This is a genomic window from Celeribacter arenosi (assembly GCF_039539485.1).
Lineage (GTDB): Bacteria > Pseudomonadota > Alphaproteobacteria > Rhodobacterales > Rhodobacteraceae > Celeribacter > Celeribacter arenosi.
In genome coordinates, this window is the sequence record NZ_BAABDF010000007.1 from 1,184,670 (window position 1) to 1,200,607 (window position 15,938).

General features: G+C 57.8%; 15 protein-coding genes. 7 read left to right on the top strand and 8 right to left on the bottom strand.

Going from position 1 to position 15,938, the window contains the following annotated elements:
• The first annotated feature begins 73 nt into the window (after nt 1-73).
• Nucleotides 74-604 carry a component of SufBCD complex gene (locus ABD815_RS13425; RefSeq protein ID WP_344847841.1) on the top strand — a complete coding sequence of 177 codons (531 nt, stop codon included), beginning with the start codon at nt 74-76 and terminating at the stop codon, nt 602-604.
• Between the two features lie 6 nt (nt 605-610).
• Nucleotides 611-4,072 (top strand): transcription-repair coupling factor, encoded by a 3,462-nt coding sequence (gene mfd / locus ABD815_RS13430; RefSeq protein ID WP_344847843.1) that lies wholly within the window; start codon nt 611-613, stop codon nt 4,070-4,072.
• 1 nt (nt 4,073) lies between these two features.
• Here mfd and ABD815_RS13435 read toward each other — a convergent pair whose 3' ends face one another.
• Nucleotides 4,074-5,288 (bottom strand): multidrug effflux MFS transporter, encoded by a 1,215-nt coding sequence (locus tag ABD815_RS13435; RefSeq protein ID WP_344847845.1) that lies wholly within the window; start codon nt 5,286-5,288, stop codon nt 4,074-4,076.
• Between the two features lie 168 nt (nt 5,289-5,456).
• Nucleotides 5,457-6,128 carry a DsbA family oxidoreductase gene (locus ABD815_RS13440; protein WP_344847846.1) on the bottom strand — a complete coding sequence of 224 codons (672 nt, stop codon included), beginning with the start codon at nt 6,126-6,128 and terminating at the stop codon, nt 5,457-5,459.
• A gap of 296 nt (nt 6,129-6,424) precedes the next feature.
• On the opposite strand from ABD815_RS13440, the gene ABD815_RS13445 reads away from it, so the two are divergent.
• A complete protein-coding gene (locus ABD815_RS13445; protein ID WP_344847848.1) occupies nt 6,425-6,655 on the top strand; it encodes a hypothetical protein in 231 nt (76 codons plus the stop codon).
• A gap of 150 nt (nt 6,656-6,805) precedes the next feature.
• Nucleotides 6,806-7,432: a helix-turn-helix domain-containing protein gene (locus ABD815_RS13450; RefSeq protein ID WP_344847850.1), complete on the top strand. Its 627-nt coding sequence runs from the start codon at nt 6,806-6,808 to the stop codon at nt 7,430-7,432.
• 185 nt (nt 7,433-7,617) lie between these two features.
• Here the strand turns inward: ABD815_RS13450 and ABD815_RS13455 are convergent, their stop codons facing one another.
• Both ABD815_RS13455 and ABD815_RS13460 read right to left on the bottom strand, forming a co-directional pair.
• The gene (locus ABD815_RS13455; protein WP_344847852.1) at nt 7,618-7,731 is read right to left on the bottom strand and encodes an entericidin EcnA/B family protein; all 114 of its coding nucleotides are present in this window, start codon (nt 7,729-7,731) and stop codon (nt 7,618-7,620) included.
• 33 nt (nt 7,732-7,764) lie between these two features.
• A complete protein-coding gene (locus ABD815_RS13460) occupies nt 7,765-9,576 on the bottom strand; it encodes an extracellular solute-binding protein (protein WP_344847854.1) in 1,812 nt (603 codons plus the stop codon).
• A 380-nt stretch (nt 9,577-9,956) separates the two neighbouring features.
• On the opposite strand from ABD815_RS13460, the gene ABD815_RS13465 reads away from it, so the two are divergent.
• Both ABD815_RS13465 and ABD815_RS13470 read left to right on the top strand, forming a co-directional pair.
• Nucleotides 9,957-10,730: a 3-hydroxybutyrate dehydrogenase gene (locus ABD815_RS13465; RefSeq protein WP_344847856.1), complete on the top strand. Its 774-nt coding sequence runs from the start codon at nt 9,957-9,959 to the stop codon at nt 10,728-10,730.
• 37 nt (nt 10,731-10,767) lie between these two features.
• A complete protein-coding gene (locus ABD815_RS13470; RefSeq protein ID WP_344847859.1) occupies nt 10,768-11,802 on the top strand; it encodes a patatin-like phospholipase family protein in 1,035 nt (344 codons plus the stop codon).
• 28 nt (nt 11,803-11,830) lie between these two features.
• Here ABD815_RS13470 and ABD815_RS13475 read toward each other — a convergent pair whose 3' ends face one another.
• From ABD815_RS13475 to ABD815_RS13490, 4 genes are all read right to left on the bottom strand, one after another.
• Complete coding sequence (locus tag ABD815_RS13475; protein ID WP_344847861.1) at nt 11,831-12,034, bottom strand: hypothetical protein; 204 nt, start codon at nt 12,032-12,034, stop codon at nt 11,831-11,833.
• A 117-nt stretch (nt 12,035-12,151) separates the two neighbouring features.
• A complete protein-coding gene (locus ABD815_RS13480) occupies nt 12,152-12,877 on the bottom strand; it encodes a DUF502 domain-containing protein (RefSeq protein WP_344847864.1) in 726 nt (241 codons plus the stop codon).
• 108 nt (nt 12,878-12,985) lie between these two features.
• A complete protein-coding gene (locus tag ABD815_RS13485) occupies nt 12,986-13,894 on the bottom strand; it encodes a pseudouridine-5'-phosphate glycosidase (protein WP_344848655.1) in 909 nt (302 codons plus the stop codon).
• Nucleotides 13,894-14,787, bottom strand: coding sequence for a PfkB family carbohydrate kinase (locus tag ABD815_RS13490; protein WP_344847868.1), 894 nt, complete (start codon nt 14,785-14,787; stop codon nt 13,894-13,896). The genes ABD815_RS13485 and ABD815_RS13490 overlap by 1 nt, the downstream gene beginning before the upstream one ends.
• 329 nt (nt 14,788-15,116) lie before the next feature.
• On the opposite strand from ABD815_RS13490, the gene rpsB reads away from it, so the two are divergent.
• The gene (gene rpsB / locus ABD815_RS13495; RefSeq protein WP_344847871.1) at nt 15,117-15,887 is read left to right on the top strand and encodes a 30S ribosomal protein S2; all 771 of its coding nucleotides are present in this window, start codon (nt 15,117-15,119) and stop codon (nt 15,885-15,887) included.
• The last annotated feature ends 51 nt before the right edge of the window (nt 15,888-15,938 follow it).

Consider the following 15,938-nt stretch of genomic DNA (forward strand, 5'->3'; position numbering starts at 1 on the left):
TGCACCCGCTCTAATGTCGCGCTCGCGCCACTCCGACCGGCGCCAGAGCACACCAAAGAAAAAGAAACGCCCCGTGAACATCTACGAAACGATCTTCGAAGTGATCGACATGCGATCCTTCTCCAACCTGTGGTATTGGATCGGGCTCGCCGTGCTTTGGTCCACGGCCTCTCACTATGTTCTGGGTGTTCCCTTCGATCTCGCTCAGCGCGCAAAACGGCGCGGCGGTGAGACGATGCAGGACCTCGAAGACCTTGTGCGTATTAACGTCGGTCGCCTCCTCAATATCGCCGAAGTTTCCGGCCTTTTGCTCACCGCGTTGAGCACAGGGTTGATCACGTTGCTAGCCGTGACCGGTTTCGTCTACGGGATCGAGTTTTGCCAAGCGGTGTTTTTGATGGTCTTCCCGATGTCGGTGATCGCACTGCTGAACCTGCGCACCGCGCACCGGATTCGCAACGAGGCACCGAAGGGCGATATGCTTTACTCATTCCTGCGCCGTCACCGGTTCTACACCCAACTGGTGGGGATGTTGTCGATCTTCATCACTGGCATGTGGGGGATGTATCAGAACCTCGACCTTGGCCCCTTCGGCGGGATCTGATGACGGATGAAGGCATCGCAGCATCTCCAAATGGGCGGCGCGCCCGAGGGCTATGACGCCTTTCTGATTGCGCGCGAGGCGGCAAAATCCGGCGCTCCGGTCCTGCATGTTGCGCGTGACGACAAACGGCTCGCGGCCCTGCGCGCCGCGTTGGCATTTGCCGCGCCTGATCTGCCCGTTTTCGAATTTCCCGCGTGGGATTGCCTGCCATACGATCGGATTTCGCCCCATGCGGATGTCTCCGCGGCGCGCATGACGGCTTTGGCCGCTTTGGCCCACGGGGTTATGCCCGAGCGTTTCGTCATGCTCACAACGCTATCTGCCGCCACACAGCGTGTTCCGGCGCGCTCGACGTTAAAAGACGCGGCATTCACAATTCGCAAAGGCGAGCGGGTCAATGAAAACGCCCTGCGCGCCTTTTTCGTGCGCATGGGCTTTACGCAGGCCCCGACGGTGGTGGAGCATGGTGATTACGCCATTCGCGGCGGCATTATTGACGTCTTTCCTCCCGGGCAGGAGCTGCCCGTTCGCCTCGACTTTTTTGGCGATGAACTCGACGGGTTGCGCCGCTTCGATCCTGCGACCCAGAAGACAATTGATACGCTGGACGAGGTGTCGTTCACACCAGTCAGCGAAGTCATTCTCGACGACACAACGATCACGCGCTTTCGCCAGAACTATCGGGTAGAATTTGGCGCGGCAGGTACGGACGATCCGCTTTATGAAGCCGTATCGGCAGGAAAAAAGCACGCGGGAATAGAGCATTGGCTGCCGTTCTTCCATGAAAGCCTTGATACTCTTTTCGACTATTTGCCCAATGCCGTCGTCACTCTGGACGACCAGAGCACAGCCGCTCGGATTGCGCGATGGGACAGCATTGCGGATCAGTACGAAACGCGGCGCTTGGCGTTGCAGGCCAAAAAACGACTCGACAGCGTTTACAAACCCTGTCCGCCGGACCTTCTCTATCTTGACGACGCGGCGTGGGAGGCGGCGATTGAAGGGCGCCGGGTGGTGCATTTCCATCCAAACCCACAGGCCTCTGGTCCCGGGGTTGTCGATGCAATGGGGCGTGTGGGGCGCAATTTCGCACCTGAACGCCTTTCTGAAAACGTCAATCTTTTCCATGCTTTGGCTGCCCATGTTCAGAAAAAACGTGAAGATGGACAAGTCATCCTCGCATCATGGTCGGATGGCGCGCGCGAGCGGTTGAAAGGCCTCCTTGAAGATCAGGACGTGACAGGCCTCACAGAGATCAATGATTGGCGCGATGTTCCCGACGGCAATGGCGGTATTTACCTCGCGGTCTGGGCACTCGACGAGGGGTTTGAATCCACCTCCGATGGCCATCATCTAACCGTTATTTCCGAACAGGACGTTCTCGGCGACCGGCTGATCCGGCGACCGTCGCGCAAAAAACGCGCCGAAAACTTCCTGACCGAGCATTCGAGCCTCAGCCCCGGCGATCTGATCGTCCATGTCGAACATGGCGTGGGGATTTTCAAAGGCCTTGAGGTCATCACCGCACTGGGCGCGGCGCACGAATGTTTGTTGCTGGAGTATGCCGGCGGGGACCGCCTCTATCTGCCCGTGGAGAACATCGAACTCCTGAGCCGCTATGGCCACGACGAAGGCCTGCTCGACAAACTCGGCGGCGGGGCATGGCAGGCCAAAAAGGCACGGATGAAGGAGCGTATCCGCGAGATTGCGGAGAAACTCATCCGGATCGCGGCCGAACGGCACCTGCGCGCGGCCCCGATTATGGAGCCGCCCCATGACATGTGGGAAGCATTCTGTGCGCGCTTTCCCTACACCGAAACCGACGACCAACTCAAAGCCATCGAGGACGTTCTCGACGATCTCGCCGCGGGCCGTCCCATGGATCGTCTCGTGTGTGGGGATGTGGGTTTTGGCAAAACCGAGGTCGCGATGCGCGCGGCCTTTATCGCGGCGCTTTGTGGCCATCAGGTCGCGGTTATCGCGCCCACCACATTGCTGGCGCGCCAACATTTCCGCTCCTTTGCAGATCGGTTCCGTGGTTTTCCGATCAACCTGCGCCCGATGTCGCGCTTTGTCAGCCAACGCGACATGGCCGCCACGCGTGATGGTTTGGCCTCGGGTGAAATCGACATCGTGGTCGGAACACATGCCTTGCTCGCCAAGGCCGTCAATTTCAAGAACCTCGGCCTCTTGATTGTCGACGAAGAGCAACGTTTCGGCGTTACACACAAAGAACGCCTTAAGTCTCTGAAATCAAACATACACGTGCTGACCCTATCGGCCACGCCAATTCCGCGAACGCTCCAGATGTCTCTAACAGGCGTGCGCGATTTGTCATTGATCGCGACGCCACCGGTCGACCGGTTGTCGATCCGCACCTACGTGAGCGAATTCGACACCGTCACCATCCGCGAAGCGCTCCTGCGAGAGCACTATCGCGGGGGGCAAAGCTTTTTTGTGGTGCCCCGCATTGCCGATATTCCCGAAATGGAAGAATTCCTGCGCGATCAGGTCCCCGAGGTGTCCTTTGTTGTTGCTCACGGTCAAATGGCGGCGGGCGAGTTGGACGACCGCATGAATGCCTTTTATGACGGTAAATATGATGTGCTTTTGGCCACGACCATCGTTGAATCCGGCATCGATATTCCAACAGCCAACACGATGATCATCCACCGCGCCGATATGTTCGGCCTCGCCCAGCTTTATCAAATCCGTGGACGGGTGGGGCGCGCCAAAACGCGGGCCTATGCCTACCTCACCACCAAACCGCGCGCGCCTTTGACCGCCACTGCGGAAAAGCGCCTGCGCGTCCTTGGCAGCCTCGATACGCTTGGCGCCGGTTTCACACTCGCCAGTCAGGACCTCGACATTCGCGGCGCGGGCAATCTGGTCGGCGAAGAGCAATCGGGGCAGGTGAAAGAGGTGGGTTTCGAACTTTACCAATCGATGCTCGAAGAGGCGATTGCCAAGATCAAATCGGGCGAAGAGGGTGTCACGCTCGACGATGGCCAATGGGCGCCGCAGATCAACCTCGGCGTGCCGGTTTTGATCCCTGAAACCTATGTACCCGATCTAGACGTGCGTCTTGGCCTGTACCGGCGTCTGTCGACGTTGCACACGAAAGTGGAGCTGGAAGGTTTCGCAGCCGAGCTGATCGATCGATTTGGTAAATTGCCAAAAGAAGTCAACACGTTGCTCCTCGTTGTTCGGATCAAGGAAAAATGCCGCGAGGCTGGTATTGCGCGGCTTGATGGCGGCCCCAAAGGCGCGACAATCCAGTTCCACAACGACAAATTCGCGAGTCCCAAGGGTCTTGTCGACTTTATCCATGCTCAAAAAGGGCAGGCGAAGGTTAAGGACAACAAAATCATCGTGCGGCGCGATTGGCCTAAAGACAGCGACAAGATCAAAGGGGCTTATTCCATTGCCCAAGATCTCGCACGGGCCGGAAAAGTCGGCAAAAAATAAGTCAGTGTGCCGATGGCTCCGCCTCGGGTTCGACAGTGCGGCGCATCAACATGAACGCAATCGCCGAACAGATCAACGCGCCTGCGAGCAAAGGCACGATCGTGCCGTCAAACATCAGCCCGATTGGCGCTGCAATAAAGGCCGCGAGGATCGTAGAAATCGCGCCGACGACCGAACTGGCCAGACCTGCGATATGGCCCAATGGTTCCAACGCCAATGCGGTCAGATTGCCAAAGGTCACACCTGCCATGAAAAAGATCGACACTGACCAGAAAAAGAAGACCGGGAAGGCAAGGACAGGCGGGATCACCCCCGCGAGCGTTCCCGCCAGAATCAGACCGGAAATGATGGTTTGGGCGCCATAGGCGGCGATTGCGATCCGCCGCATCCCGAAACGCATGACCATGACCGCGTTGAGGACCGTTCCCGTTCCCGACAGCAGGGCGGTCGCCGCAAACCAGATCGTAAAGACATCACCTTTATCAAAGACATCCGCGTAGATTTGCTGGGTCGTAGAAATGAGCGCGAACATCTGCGCAAATCCCAAAGTGAGCACCGTGATATAGATACGCACCGTTGGATTGGACAGTGTCTCCTTCACCCCGTTCCATAATGTGGCGAAACGCAACGGGCGACGATTTTCGCGCGATAGCGTCTCTTCCTGTCGGATGTTGAGCCAGACAGAATTCACAATCGCGAAGATAATGAAGCTGTAGAACACCCCGCGCCATCCAAAGCCTGAAATGACGAGCGCACCAAGCGCGGGTGCCACGGCGGGGACCAGAATAAAGATCATCATCACAAAGGAGGTGATCCGCGCCATTTCCCGCCCCTTATAAAGGTCGCGCACCATGGCAAGCCCCACAATGCGCGGCGCTGCGGCCCCCATGCCCTGAACGACACGGGCGGCGAGCATTCCCTCTAATGTCGGGGCATGCGCTGCATACCACGCCGCAACGGCATATAGGGCGAGACCGCCTGTTATGACGGCCTTGCGCCCCCAGGCATCCGACAGGGGACCTGTAAAAAGGGTCCCGATCCCAAGTCCCAATACGAATGAAGTCAGCACGAGTTGCGCGCGGTTAATGTCCTGTGCGGTCAATTCCTGCGCGATTTGCGGCAGGGCCGGGAGCATCGAGTCGATTGAAAATGCGACGGCGGCAAACAGAAATGCAAGGAGTGCGATGAACTCGGATTGGGACAAGCGACGAGGCATAAAGACTCCGGCCATTGGGCTATGGAAGGAACACTAGTGCGACATGGATCGGTTGCAAAGGATCAGGGGAGGCGCGCAAATGCACACCCCTGAGAGGGTCAGATATGAACTGCCCGCGATTACATTCTGATCAGGCGAACCTTTAATGCCGCTGGCCAGAGGCAGCGATCATTCCTGATCGGTCAGAAGGCCCCGTTCATCGCCATCCAGACCACGCTGTTGGATTTCATCGAGAACCTGAAGCCAGAGATCGGTCGCCTGGGCCCCCGAGACCGCATGACGGCCGCCAACCAAAAACAGGGGCACCCCATTGATGCCACGGTCGCGTGCGTGGGAATCGCGTGCACGGATGGCATCAACATCCTCATCAGTTGCGAGCAACCTTTGAACCAACGCCGCATCGATGCCGTTCCCGTCGGCGAGATCGGCGAGAACTTCGCTATCGCCAATGTCACGGCCTTCGACAAAGTAAGCGCGAAAGAGGGCGGAGACGATCGGTGTCTGAGCACCCTCCAATCCGGCCCAATGGACCAGTCGGTGTGCATTCAGCGTATTCGGCGTCCGAGTGATTTTGCCCAAATCCGCCTTGGGCAATTCGGCGGACATCGTGTCGACGATCGGCTGGTAGGCCGCTTTCGCCCCCTCGACGCCACCAAATTTCCCTTCGAGATACGCCCGCCGGTCCATGCCCTCTGCGGGCATTTCGGGGTTCAATTGGAACGGGTGCCATTCAACGACGAACGGATGTGCAGGGCGCGCCTCAAGTGCGCGGTCGAGGCGGGACTTTCCGATGTAGCACCAGGGGCAAATCGGATCGTGGAAAATGTCGAGTTTGATCATGGCCCGCACATAGCGCGGGCAGGCGGCTTTGACCAGCACCCCAAGAAAAGGAAATTGTTCTCCGCCCCTCACAATTCCCAAAATCGGGATGTTCTCACTGGCCCTACATCTTGTGTTTGCCCGGGTTTGCAACTTTGCAAACTCGTCGAAACGGGCGGATGTTCACATGCTGTTCACCGCGTGTTCTCACTGGCGCTGCGCGTGCTTTGTAACATTCATGGGACTGGATCGAGGGGGCGAACCAATGCTTAAATCATTGCAACGAAACGATTCCAGTTCACGAAGGTACATGTTCAATGGCGTATTACAGCGATAGAAGCTTCTCGACGTTCCAAGGTCGCGCTACCCGTTTGAATGAAGACGCCACTCGTGGAAACCGGCTCCGCCTCCCCACAGCGACGCTGGTGCTCGGCATGATTGCGGCCCTCGCAATTGCGGCGGGCGCATTGAACAAACTGCCCGCCCAATCCCCCCTGATGGACGAGCTGATCCAGATCGAATTCTTGTCGGCGGTCGTTGATCGCTGACACCACGGACACAGGAAGCAGGACAAAAAACCTCACGAGCAGTCTTCCCCAAGACGACAGACCCAAGCCCGCTTTCTGAATGAACCCCCGAAGACGCGAACAACAGCGTCCGGGGGTTTTCTTTTTTCCCGCGCCGCATAGAGTGGCGCGATGAAATCCAACCCCACACCTAGCCTGATCCGATTGGCGCGTGCGAATGGTGACGACGCGAAAGACGCATTGCCCCTCGAACTCGGTCCACGTGTGCGCAGCCTGCGAAAGGCCCATGGCTGGACACTCGAACAGGCCGCCAAACACGCAGGCCTTGCGCGTTCGACGCTCTCCAAGATCGAGAACGGGCAGATGTCCCCGACCTATGACGCCCTCAAAAAGCTGGCCGTCGGGTTGGAAATATCGGTCCCACAGCTCTTCACACCACCACGCAATTCGCAGGTCTCAGGCAGGATGGCGGTGACAAAGTCGGGCGAGGGCGCCGCGCATCCGACCGCCACATACGAGCACGAAATGCTCGCAGGGCCTTTGACGCACAAAAAGATGATGCCATACCGCACGACGATCCGCGCGCGTGACTTCGAGGAGTTTGATGGCTGGGTGCGCCACGACGGCGAAGAATTCCTCTTCGTCCTCACCGGCGTCATCCAATTGATCACCGAGTTCTACGAACCCATTGAAATGCGTCGTGGCGACAGCGCCTACTACGACGCTACGATGGGCCACAACGTGATCTCCACGTCAGCGGAAGACGCGACAATCCTCTGGGTCACATCGCTGGCGTAGCCCGTGCCCATGCCAGCGCCACACATCCCGACACTGTCGCCCTAGGGTGCTGATGGCAGGCAAGGCGGCCCCATGTCAGAACGCGACACGGGCCGTGGTTTTCACGACGCCCTTGGTGATCTTTGCACCGGTTTTGATCGGCGCACATCCCGCGAGTGTGATGCACAGGGCGACGACGGCGACCTTCACAGCCATCCCTGAACGGTGCGGGCACCGGTTTGGATGTCCTCACCGACCCCGGCAACTGTGCCACAGGCGGAAAGGCTAAGGATCAGCAAAAAGACAGCTGCTCGTTTCATAGTGTTCTCCGGATTTTTGCCGCTTTTACCGGCTCATTCTTCCCAATACCATGTCATTTCACGCCACATGATCCAATCCCCGTAGATCGGCAACGGTTCGGGGATTTTCATTTCCTTGGCATGCGCATTCAAAGACACGTTCCACGAATAGATCGGAATGGCATAGCGCCCTGCGGTTAAGACACGGTCAAGAGCTCGCGTCGCCGCATAGAAATCGTCCTGGCTTTGTGCGGAGAGCATTTTGCCAATCAAACCATCCACAGCCGCCGATTTGATACCCATCTGGTTGCGCGACCCCGGGGCGTCCGCCGCGTCCGACCCAAAGAGCGCGTATTGTTCGTTTCCGGGGCTGAGCGACAAACCATAGCGGATCGGTGTCATCCCGAAGTCAAAGGTATCGACCCGCTCGGTGTATTGCGCGGGATCGACGACGGACACAGTTGGTTGAATGCCGAGCTGGTTGAGGGCAGACACATAGGTGTTGATGATCGAAATGTTTTCGTTGTCGCCCGATTTCAGCAGGATATCGAAGGTAAACGGCGCTTTGTTGGCATCGACCAACATTCCGTTTTCAACCGTGTATCCGGCCTCTTCGAACAGGGCGAGCGCACGCCGCGTGGTGGTGCGGTCAATCTCGCGACCCGAGGTGACCGGAAAGCTGTAGCCCTCCATCGCGCCGGGCGGCAGGTCGTCGGCATATTCGGCGAGGAACTCGGCGACGCGGCCCTCTGCGGGACCTTCGTCCATGCCCAGAGGCGAGTTGGAGTACCACGATGTGATCCGGGTCTGTTTGCTGCCTGTTTGGACCTCGTTGATATATTCGAAGTTGAACGCCTCGATCAGCGCTTGGCGCACGCGCCAATCGGCGAGTTGGGGCAGGCGGGTGTTCATTCCGAAGCCCGTCATGCCGGTAGGGCGTTGGTGAGGGATCACGGATTTGACGACATCGCCGGATTGCACCGACGGGAAATCATACTGGTCTTCCCATGTCTGGAGATTGAATTCGCGGTGGGCATTGAGTTCACCGGCCTTGAACGCCTCGATCACGAGCGATGCATCACCGAAATATTCAAACCGGATGGTATCGAAATTGGCCTGACCCTGCATGAAGGGGACGTCTTTTCCCCAATAGTCAGGGTTACGGGTCAGCTCGATATAGGAACCGGCCTCGGCGTCGCTGATCACATAGGGGCCTGAGACCACAGGTATCTTGTCCATGCCGCTTTCGGTGAAGTCTTTGTCGTCCCAGTATCCTTTTTTCAGGATCGGGCGGATCGCAACGAGAAGCGCGAGTTCGGCATTTTCTTCGTTAAAGGTGAAGCGGACCGAGTTATCGCCGGTTTTCTCCATCGAGGCGAATTTGCCCCACAGGCTGGCGTAGCGCCCGTGACCTTCGGTGCCGAGCGTTTCAAACGACCACATGACATCTTCGACCGTCACAGGCGTGCCATCGGAAAACGCGGCCTCGGGGCGCAGGGTGAATTCGACCCACTCGCGGTTGGGACCGGTTTCAACGGTTTCACAAAGCAAACAGTAGAGTGTGAACGGTTCGCTATAGGCGCGCCCCATCAAACTCTCGGCGTAGAAAAACCGCAGCTGCCACGGTGCGGACCCTTTGAGGATGAATGGATTGAGACTATCGAATCCGCCGCCTTCACCGGTGATGATCGACCCGCCCTTTGGCGCATCGGCGCGCGCATAGGGAAGGGCGGTAAAATCGGGGCCCAAATCGGGCTCGCCATACATCGAAATGCCGTGTTTTGGCTCTGCGAAAGCTGTCCCTGCAGACAGGATCAATGCAAGAGCGCCAACACGCGCCGTCGCGCAGAAATTAACAGGTGCCATATCGTGAACAATGCCTCCGGGCCTTATTGTTGTTGGCGTTGAGCCTACGGGAGGTTTTTCATGATATCAAACTTTTGGCTTGGAGTAGCGCAAAGAACCGCGTATAACCAAGGCACTGCTCGATAGGTTTCTTGCCTGTATGAAACCTGCCTCAATAACTCAGCGCCCGCCTTGTGCGGGCGTTTTTTTTGGCCCCATCATAGCCAATTATCCAAGCGGGCTTGGCGCATTTATGTACTCTCAGAGATCGGCAGGGTCCTCATGCCAAAGGAAATTTTCGGCGCGCGAAGTGATTCTTTCGGCTAGGGTCCAGATTGTGCCTTTGCTTTGCAGACGCAGCATCTAAGTTAGATGCAAAGTTTCTCGAAAGGAGCAATCTTATGAACATATCGGGTAAGACAGTCGTGATCACGGGCTCCAACTCCGGCATCGGTCTGGGTGTGGCGCATGAATTTGCGAAAGCTGGCGCGCATATCGTGTTGAATTCGTTTTCAGATCGCGATGAAGACCACGCTCTCGCAGAGGCGCTCGGCAAAGAGCACGGCGTGACCGCCCGCTACATCCAAGCCGACATGTCAAAGTCCGATCAGTGCCGCGCGCTGATTGAAAAAGCGGGTACCTGCGACATCCTCGTCAATAACGCCGGCATCCAACATGTCGCCGCGATCCCCGATTTTCCGGTCGAAAAATGGGATGCGATCATCGCGATTAACATGTCGTCGGCCTTTCACACGACCGCAGCCGCACTTCCTGTGATGCGCAAGGCCGGATGGGGTCGCGTGATCAACATCGCTTCGGCACACGGACTAACTGCCTCGCCGTTCAAATCGGCCTATGTCGCGGCCAAACACGGTGTCATTGGTCTCACGAAGGTGACCGCACTGGAAACAGCCGAAGAACCCATCACCGCGAACGCCGTTTGTCCGGGATATGTTCTGACCCCCTTGGTCGAAAGCCAAATCCCCGACACGATGAAAGAGTACAACATGGATCGCGACACCGTCATCCGCGAAGTCCTGTTGAAACGACAGCCATCCAAACAATTCGCGACTGTGGAGCAATTGGGGGGCACATGTGTGTTCCTTTCCTCCGACGCTGCGGCGCAGATCACGGGGACGACAATCTCCGTCGATGGCGGATGGACAGCGCTTTAATACCACATAGCGATCCTCATACAGGGCAGGGCGACTCATGGTGAAAAAGATCAACCTTGCCCTACAGGGCGGCGGCGCACATGGCGCCTTCACCTGGGGCGTTCTCGACTATCTGCTGGACCGCGACGACATCGAAGTGGCGGCAATATCGGGCACATCGGCGGGCGCGTTGAACGCGGCCGCCTTCAAGTCCGGCTTTGTCAAAGGCGATAAGGAAGGCGCGCGTGATACGCTCGACTGGGTGTGGAGCCAGATGGGCGGCATTAAGGACATGCGCATTGCCAACTGGGCCACACAATTTGCGCCGAGCACCGCCATGGTCACTCAGATGTTGGAGTCGGCGATGCCATTTTCACTCACCGAGAGCCTGTCGAGTATTGTGAGCCCTTATTCCTACGGCCCCTTCTACCAGAACCCGTTGCAGAGCGTGGCAGAGCACCTCGATTGTTCGGTTCTCGGTGATGGTAAAGGCCCCGATCTTTTCATCTGTGCCACGAACGTGCGAACAGGCAAGATCCGTGTGTTCCAGGATGGCGAGATTTCATCGCAGGTCATACTGGCCTCTGCATGCCTGCCCGAAGTGTTCCAAGCGATCGAATTGACCGATCCAATTACCGGGAAAACGGACCCATACTGGGATGGCGGCTTTACGGGCAACCCCGCGCTATTCCCGTTGTTTGAAAAGCGATATCCGCGCGATGTGGTGATCGTGAATATCAATCCGCTCGAACGGGTTGGAACGCCGCGCACGCCCGAAGAAATCCATAATCGCATGAGCGAGATTTCATTCAACTCATCGCTCTTGCGCGAATTGCGCGCAGTTCACTTTGTCCACGAACTGATCGCCAATCACAGGCTGCCGGAAGGCATGATGAAGGATGTGTTGGTGCATATGATCGCGGATGACGAACTGATGCAGGGACTCACTGCGCGCACCAAAATGGTGCCTACGGTCGCCGTTCTCCTTCGGATGAAGGAAGCGGGCCGCGTCGCCTGTGAGAAATTTCTGGACGCCCACTATGACTGTCTGGGCGAAAGGGCGAGCGTCGATCTGGAGAAAATGTTCGCCTGACCGGCGCCCGCATGTTAGGTCGCGTAGATTACTCGACCGCAGTGTCCGAACCGCTGTTTGCTGCAGCAACAGCAAAGAGAGCGATCAGTGCGAGAGGCACGAGCCAGCCACCGCTTGTAGGCTCTTCAACGAACACGGTTTCAGCTTCGATCACAGGCTCGGAGTAACCGCCAGCGAATGCGGAGGTTGCTACAAAGGTAGCGACGATTGCAGATACAGCAATTTTCTTCATGAGATATCCCTTTATATCGATTCGCGGCGACGTCCCGCCCCCGCGTAACGAGGTGAATTTTAAACCACTCCGCATGAAAGTCACGAATTGGCTAAATACTCAACGCAAAGAAATCGATTAAGTTGCGGAAGTGTCCACCTTTTTTTGGTTCGGATAGACCAAACCAGCCGAAATGACCAATTTTGCAGCATCTTCCACGGACATACTCAGGATGGTCACATCGGATTCCGGGAAAAACAAAAGGAAACCGGACGTCGGGTTGGGGGTCGTGGGAACAAAGACCGAAAGCATTTTTTCGCCTTCGGGAGTGCGCTTGGTAATCTCGCCCTTGGCCTCGGTGGAAACAAAACCCACAGCCCAGATACCTTTGCGCGGATATTCAATGAGACAGGCCTGGTCAAAGGAGGTTTCCGTCTGTGCAAAGACAGTCTCCGCGATCTGTTTCACACCGTTGTAGATGGAGCGCACCACCGGCGTGCGATCAACGAGACTCTCGGCCCACCGCAACAATGAACGCCCGACCAGCCCCTTGGCGATCCAGCCGACGAATATGGTGAAGATCAGAAAGATGATGACGCCAACACCGCGCAGGTTGACGTGGATCTGATCGGCGGGGTCGGTGTATCCGAGGAACCGGTTGATCAGCGCATCAGGGTGATAGGCATTGGGGACAAAGGTCAAAACCCAACCGTCCACCCAACCGATCACAGTCCAGATAACATATGCCGTCAGCCCGATCGGGGCGACGACGACCAGACCGGTCAAAAAGGAGGCCCGCAATCTCGAAAACAGGCCAGACTTTCGCACGTGAACGGGCGGCTGATCATCGAAAGGGTTGTTCATCTGTGTCCGTCATCCCAGCATCGGCGGAGCGGTCCGCGCGCCGTGGAACGTAAGGTGCGACAGATCAAGACACAATAACAAGCACCACAAAATCGCCGCAACGCCGCATCAATCGCACAAAGCCGTGGCAATTTGCGCCGCGAGACGGGCGTTGTTGCGCACAAGCGCGATATTTGCGACCAGCGATGCCCCCTCGGTCAGTTCGAAAATCCGCTGCAACAGGAAAGGCGTCACTGCCTTTGCCGCAATCCCACGTTGTGCCGCTTCCGTGAGTGCCTGTTCAACATGGGGCATGATGACGGACCGGGGGATTTCGTCCTCCTGCGGAATGGGATTGGCGATGAGTTGCCCGCCGGTGAGACCCATTTGAGCCCGCATTATTGCCGCGGCAGCAATGTCGGATGCATGATCCAGACGCAGCGGGGCCGTGATACCCGCATCACGAGACCAAAACGCGGGCAGGGCATCCTGACCATAGGCAATCACCGGCACGCCGTAGGTTTCGAGGACTTCGAGGGTTTTCGGGATATCCAGAATCGCCTTCGGTCCGGCGGCCACAACAGTCACGGGTGTTTGGCCCAGTTCCAGCAAGTCGGCGGAGATGTCGAAGGTTTCACTCGCGCCGCGATGAACGCCCCCAATCCCGCCTGTGGCAAAGACAGAAATCCCCGCCAAATGCGCGGCGATCATCGTGGCCGCCACAGTCGTGGCACCGGTCCGCCCGAGCGCCATACAGACAGGCATATCGGCGCGCGAGACCTTCATCACATTTTCTGCCTGCGCCAGATTTTCAATGAGCGCATCCGACAGGCCGATATGGAGAACGCCGTCGATGATCGCGATCGTCGCAGGCACGGCACCTGCGGCGCGCACTTCGTCTTCGACCAGTCGCGCGGTATCCACGTTTTGAGGGTAGGGCATCCCATGCGTGATTATCGTCGATTCCAGGGCGACGACCGGCGCGCCAGTGGCCAAAGCATTTCTGACGTCGCGAGAGATCGAATGGGGCAGGTTCATCATAAGGGCGTATCTCCCGATACATAAAGTGCAGCAGCGTCGAGCGCGGCTCTCAGGGCCTCGGGGTCGGGCTGACCCTCCAGCTCGGCGGCGATATGGGCGGCCATAAAGGTGTCGCCCGCGCCGGTTACACGCGCGACCAGAACGGAGGGCGGTTGTTGGGTAAACACCCCGTTCTTATGCGCCAGTGACGCATCCTGCCCACCATTGGTCACCAACACGCGGTGCGCACCCTTTGCAACCAGAGCGTTGGCGGCCTCGGAAGAGCTGTCAAAGGTGCGGTGCAGGAGCAGACCGGCCTCTTCGAGATTCACATAAAGCGTCGCGTTCGGATGATCGAGCAGGGGGATGAGACGCTCTGCCTTACCGGGCGAGGCGGGTGCCACGCGCAAATCGGCCGCCGCAAACAGCGGGGACACCGCAATCTCGCGCAGCAGCGACACCGTGAGGTTTCCATCCAGTGCGACGGGCCCGACATAGGGCGCATCGGCGCTTGCGATCCGACCGTCTGCGAGGGGGCGCAGGATTTTGTCCCCCGCAGCCTCAAGTGAATGCGCATCCGCAATCGCGGCGATCAAGCCATTTGCACCCTCGACCGCCATATAGGTGTCTGTGGGCAAATCATCCGAACGATAAACCAATGCGGTGCCAATCCCGCGTACACGGGCGGCCTCCATGAGTTCGTCACCCTCGGCGTCACGTCCCACGGCGGTCAAAAGCTCTGGCCTCAGCCCAAAACGTGCCAAGGCCATCGCGATATTCATCGCCACGCCACCGGGAACCCGCACGATCCGCCCCGGAACATCGGAGCCAACCCGCATAGACCTATCGGATCGCCCGATGACATCCCAAAGGACCGATCCGATACACAGTATATTCGAGCTTGTATTCATAGCGCCATTTGCCGCGCCAGCGCCCTAAATGGCAAGAGGGACGGCCACAGGTTTTTGTCAGACATAGGAGTGTCGTGATTGGGCAGCGACGTGATATAACCCCGCTAAACTACGGCGCACCTAAGAATATGGGCCAATTCCACCGTTTCCTGCACGTTAGTCCGGGTTTGGGGCGCATTCGCCCTTGTGTCGGACGGTTTTCTGGCCTAAACGCGCGTCACTTCACAGGCGGAGGCGGGCCTACGGGGGAGAAATCCCCGTGTGGTCCACCGGTTGGGGCATTAGCCCTGAGACCCTCTGCCAAGGATTAAACCGGAAAGGAAATACGCATGGCGCTTCCCGATTTCACCATGCGTCAGCTTCTTGAAGCTGGCGTACACTTTGGCCACCAGACTCAGCGCTGGAACCCGCGGATGCAGGATTACATCTACGGGGCCCGCAACGGCATCCACATTTTCGACCTCACGCAGACCGTGCCTATGCTCGATCAGGCGCTGCAGGTTGTGCGTGACACTGCCGCAAAAGGTGGTCGCATTCTCTTCGTTGGCACGAAACGTCAGGCCGCTGGCGCTGTCGCCGAAGCCGCCGAGAAATGTGCACAGTACTACATGAACCACCGCTGGCTCGGTGGCACGCTGACCAACTGGAAAACCGTTTCCCAGTCGATCCAGCGCCTCAACGAAATCGACGAGTCGCTCGGTTCCGGTGCAGAGGGCCTCACCAAGAAAGAGCGCCTGAACATGGAACGCGACCAGACCAAGCTGCAAGCTTCGCTTGGTGGTATCCGTGAGATGGGTGGTCTTCCCGACCTGATCTTCGTCATCGACGTGAAAAAAGAGGATCTCGCAATCCTCGAAGCCAACAAACTCGGCATTCCCGTTGTTGGCGTTGTTGACACCAACTGTTCGCCTGCTGGCGTTGACTATGTCATCCCCGGCAACGATGACGCGGCTCGTGCAATTTCGCTCTATTGCGATCTCGTTGCTCGCGCAGCGCTCGACGGCATGAACAAGCAGATGGAATCTGCAGGCGTTGACATGGGTGCGTTCGAAGAACAGCCCGTCGAAGAAGTCGTCGCCGAGACCGCGACAGCCGAGTAATCGGCACCATTACAAAATTGATACGGGGGCAGGGTAATCCGCCCCCGTAGA

Coding starts and splice junctions, on each gene's coding strand:
- mfd (WP_344847843.1), top strand. CDS start 611: ATGAAGGCATCGCAGCATCTCCAAATGGGCGGCGCGCCCGAGGGCTAT.
- ABD815_RS13455 (WP_344847852.1), bottom strand. CDS start 7,731: ATGAAACGAGCAGCTGTCTTTTTGCTGATCCTTAGCCTTTCCGCCTGT.
- ABD815_RS13465 (WP_344847856.1), top strand. CDS start 9,957: ATGAACATATCGGGTAAGACAGTCGTGATCACGGGCTCCAACTCCGGC.
- ABD815_RS13480 (WP_344847864.1), bottom strand. CDS start 12,877: ATGAACAACCCTTTCGATGATCAGCCGCCCGTTCACGTGCGAAAGTCT.
- ABD815_RS13450 (WP_344847850.1), top strand. CDS start 6,806: ATGAAATCCAACCCCACACCTAGCCTGATCCGATTGGCGCGTGCGAAT.
- ABD815_RS13470 (WP_344847859.1), top strand. CDS start 10,768: ATGGTGAAAAAGATCAACCTTGCCCTACAGGGCGGCGGCGCACATGGC.
- ABD815_RS13440 (WP_344847846.1), bottom strand. CDS start 6,128: ATGATCAAACTCGACATTTTCCACGATCCGATTTGCCCCTGGTGCTAC.
- rpsB (WP_344847871.1), top strand. CDS start 15,117: ATGGCGCTTCCCGATTTCACCATGCGTCAGCTTCTTGAAGCTGGCGTA.
- ABD815_RS13445 (WP_344847848.1), top strand. CDS start 6,425: ATGGCGTATTACAGCGATAGAAGCTTCTCGACGTTCCAAGGTCGCGCT.
- ABD815_RS13460 (WP_344847854.1), bottom strand. CDS start 9,576: ATGGCACCTGTTAATTTCTGCGCGACGGCGCGTGTTGGCGCTCTTGCA.
- ABD815_RS13490 (WP_344847868.1), bottom strand. CDS start 14,787: ATGAATACAAGCTCGAATATACTGTGTATCGGATCGGTCCTTTGGGAT.
- ABD815_RS13435 (WP_344847845.1), bottom strand. CDS start 5,288: ATGCCTCGTCGCTTGTCCCAATCCGAGTTCATCGCACTCCTTGCATTT.
- ABD815_RS13475 (WP_344847861.1), bottom strand. CDS start 12,034: ATGAAGAAAATTGCTGTATCTGCAATCGTCGCTACCTTTGTAGCAACC.
- ABD815_RS13485 (WP_344848655.1), bottom strand. CDS start 13,894: ATGAACCTGCCCCATTCGATCTCTCGCGACGTCAGAAATGCTTTGGCC.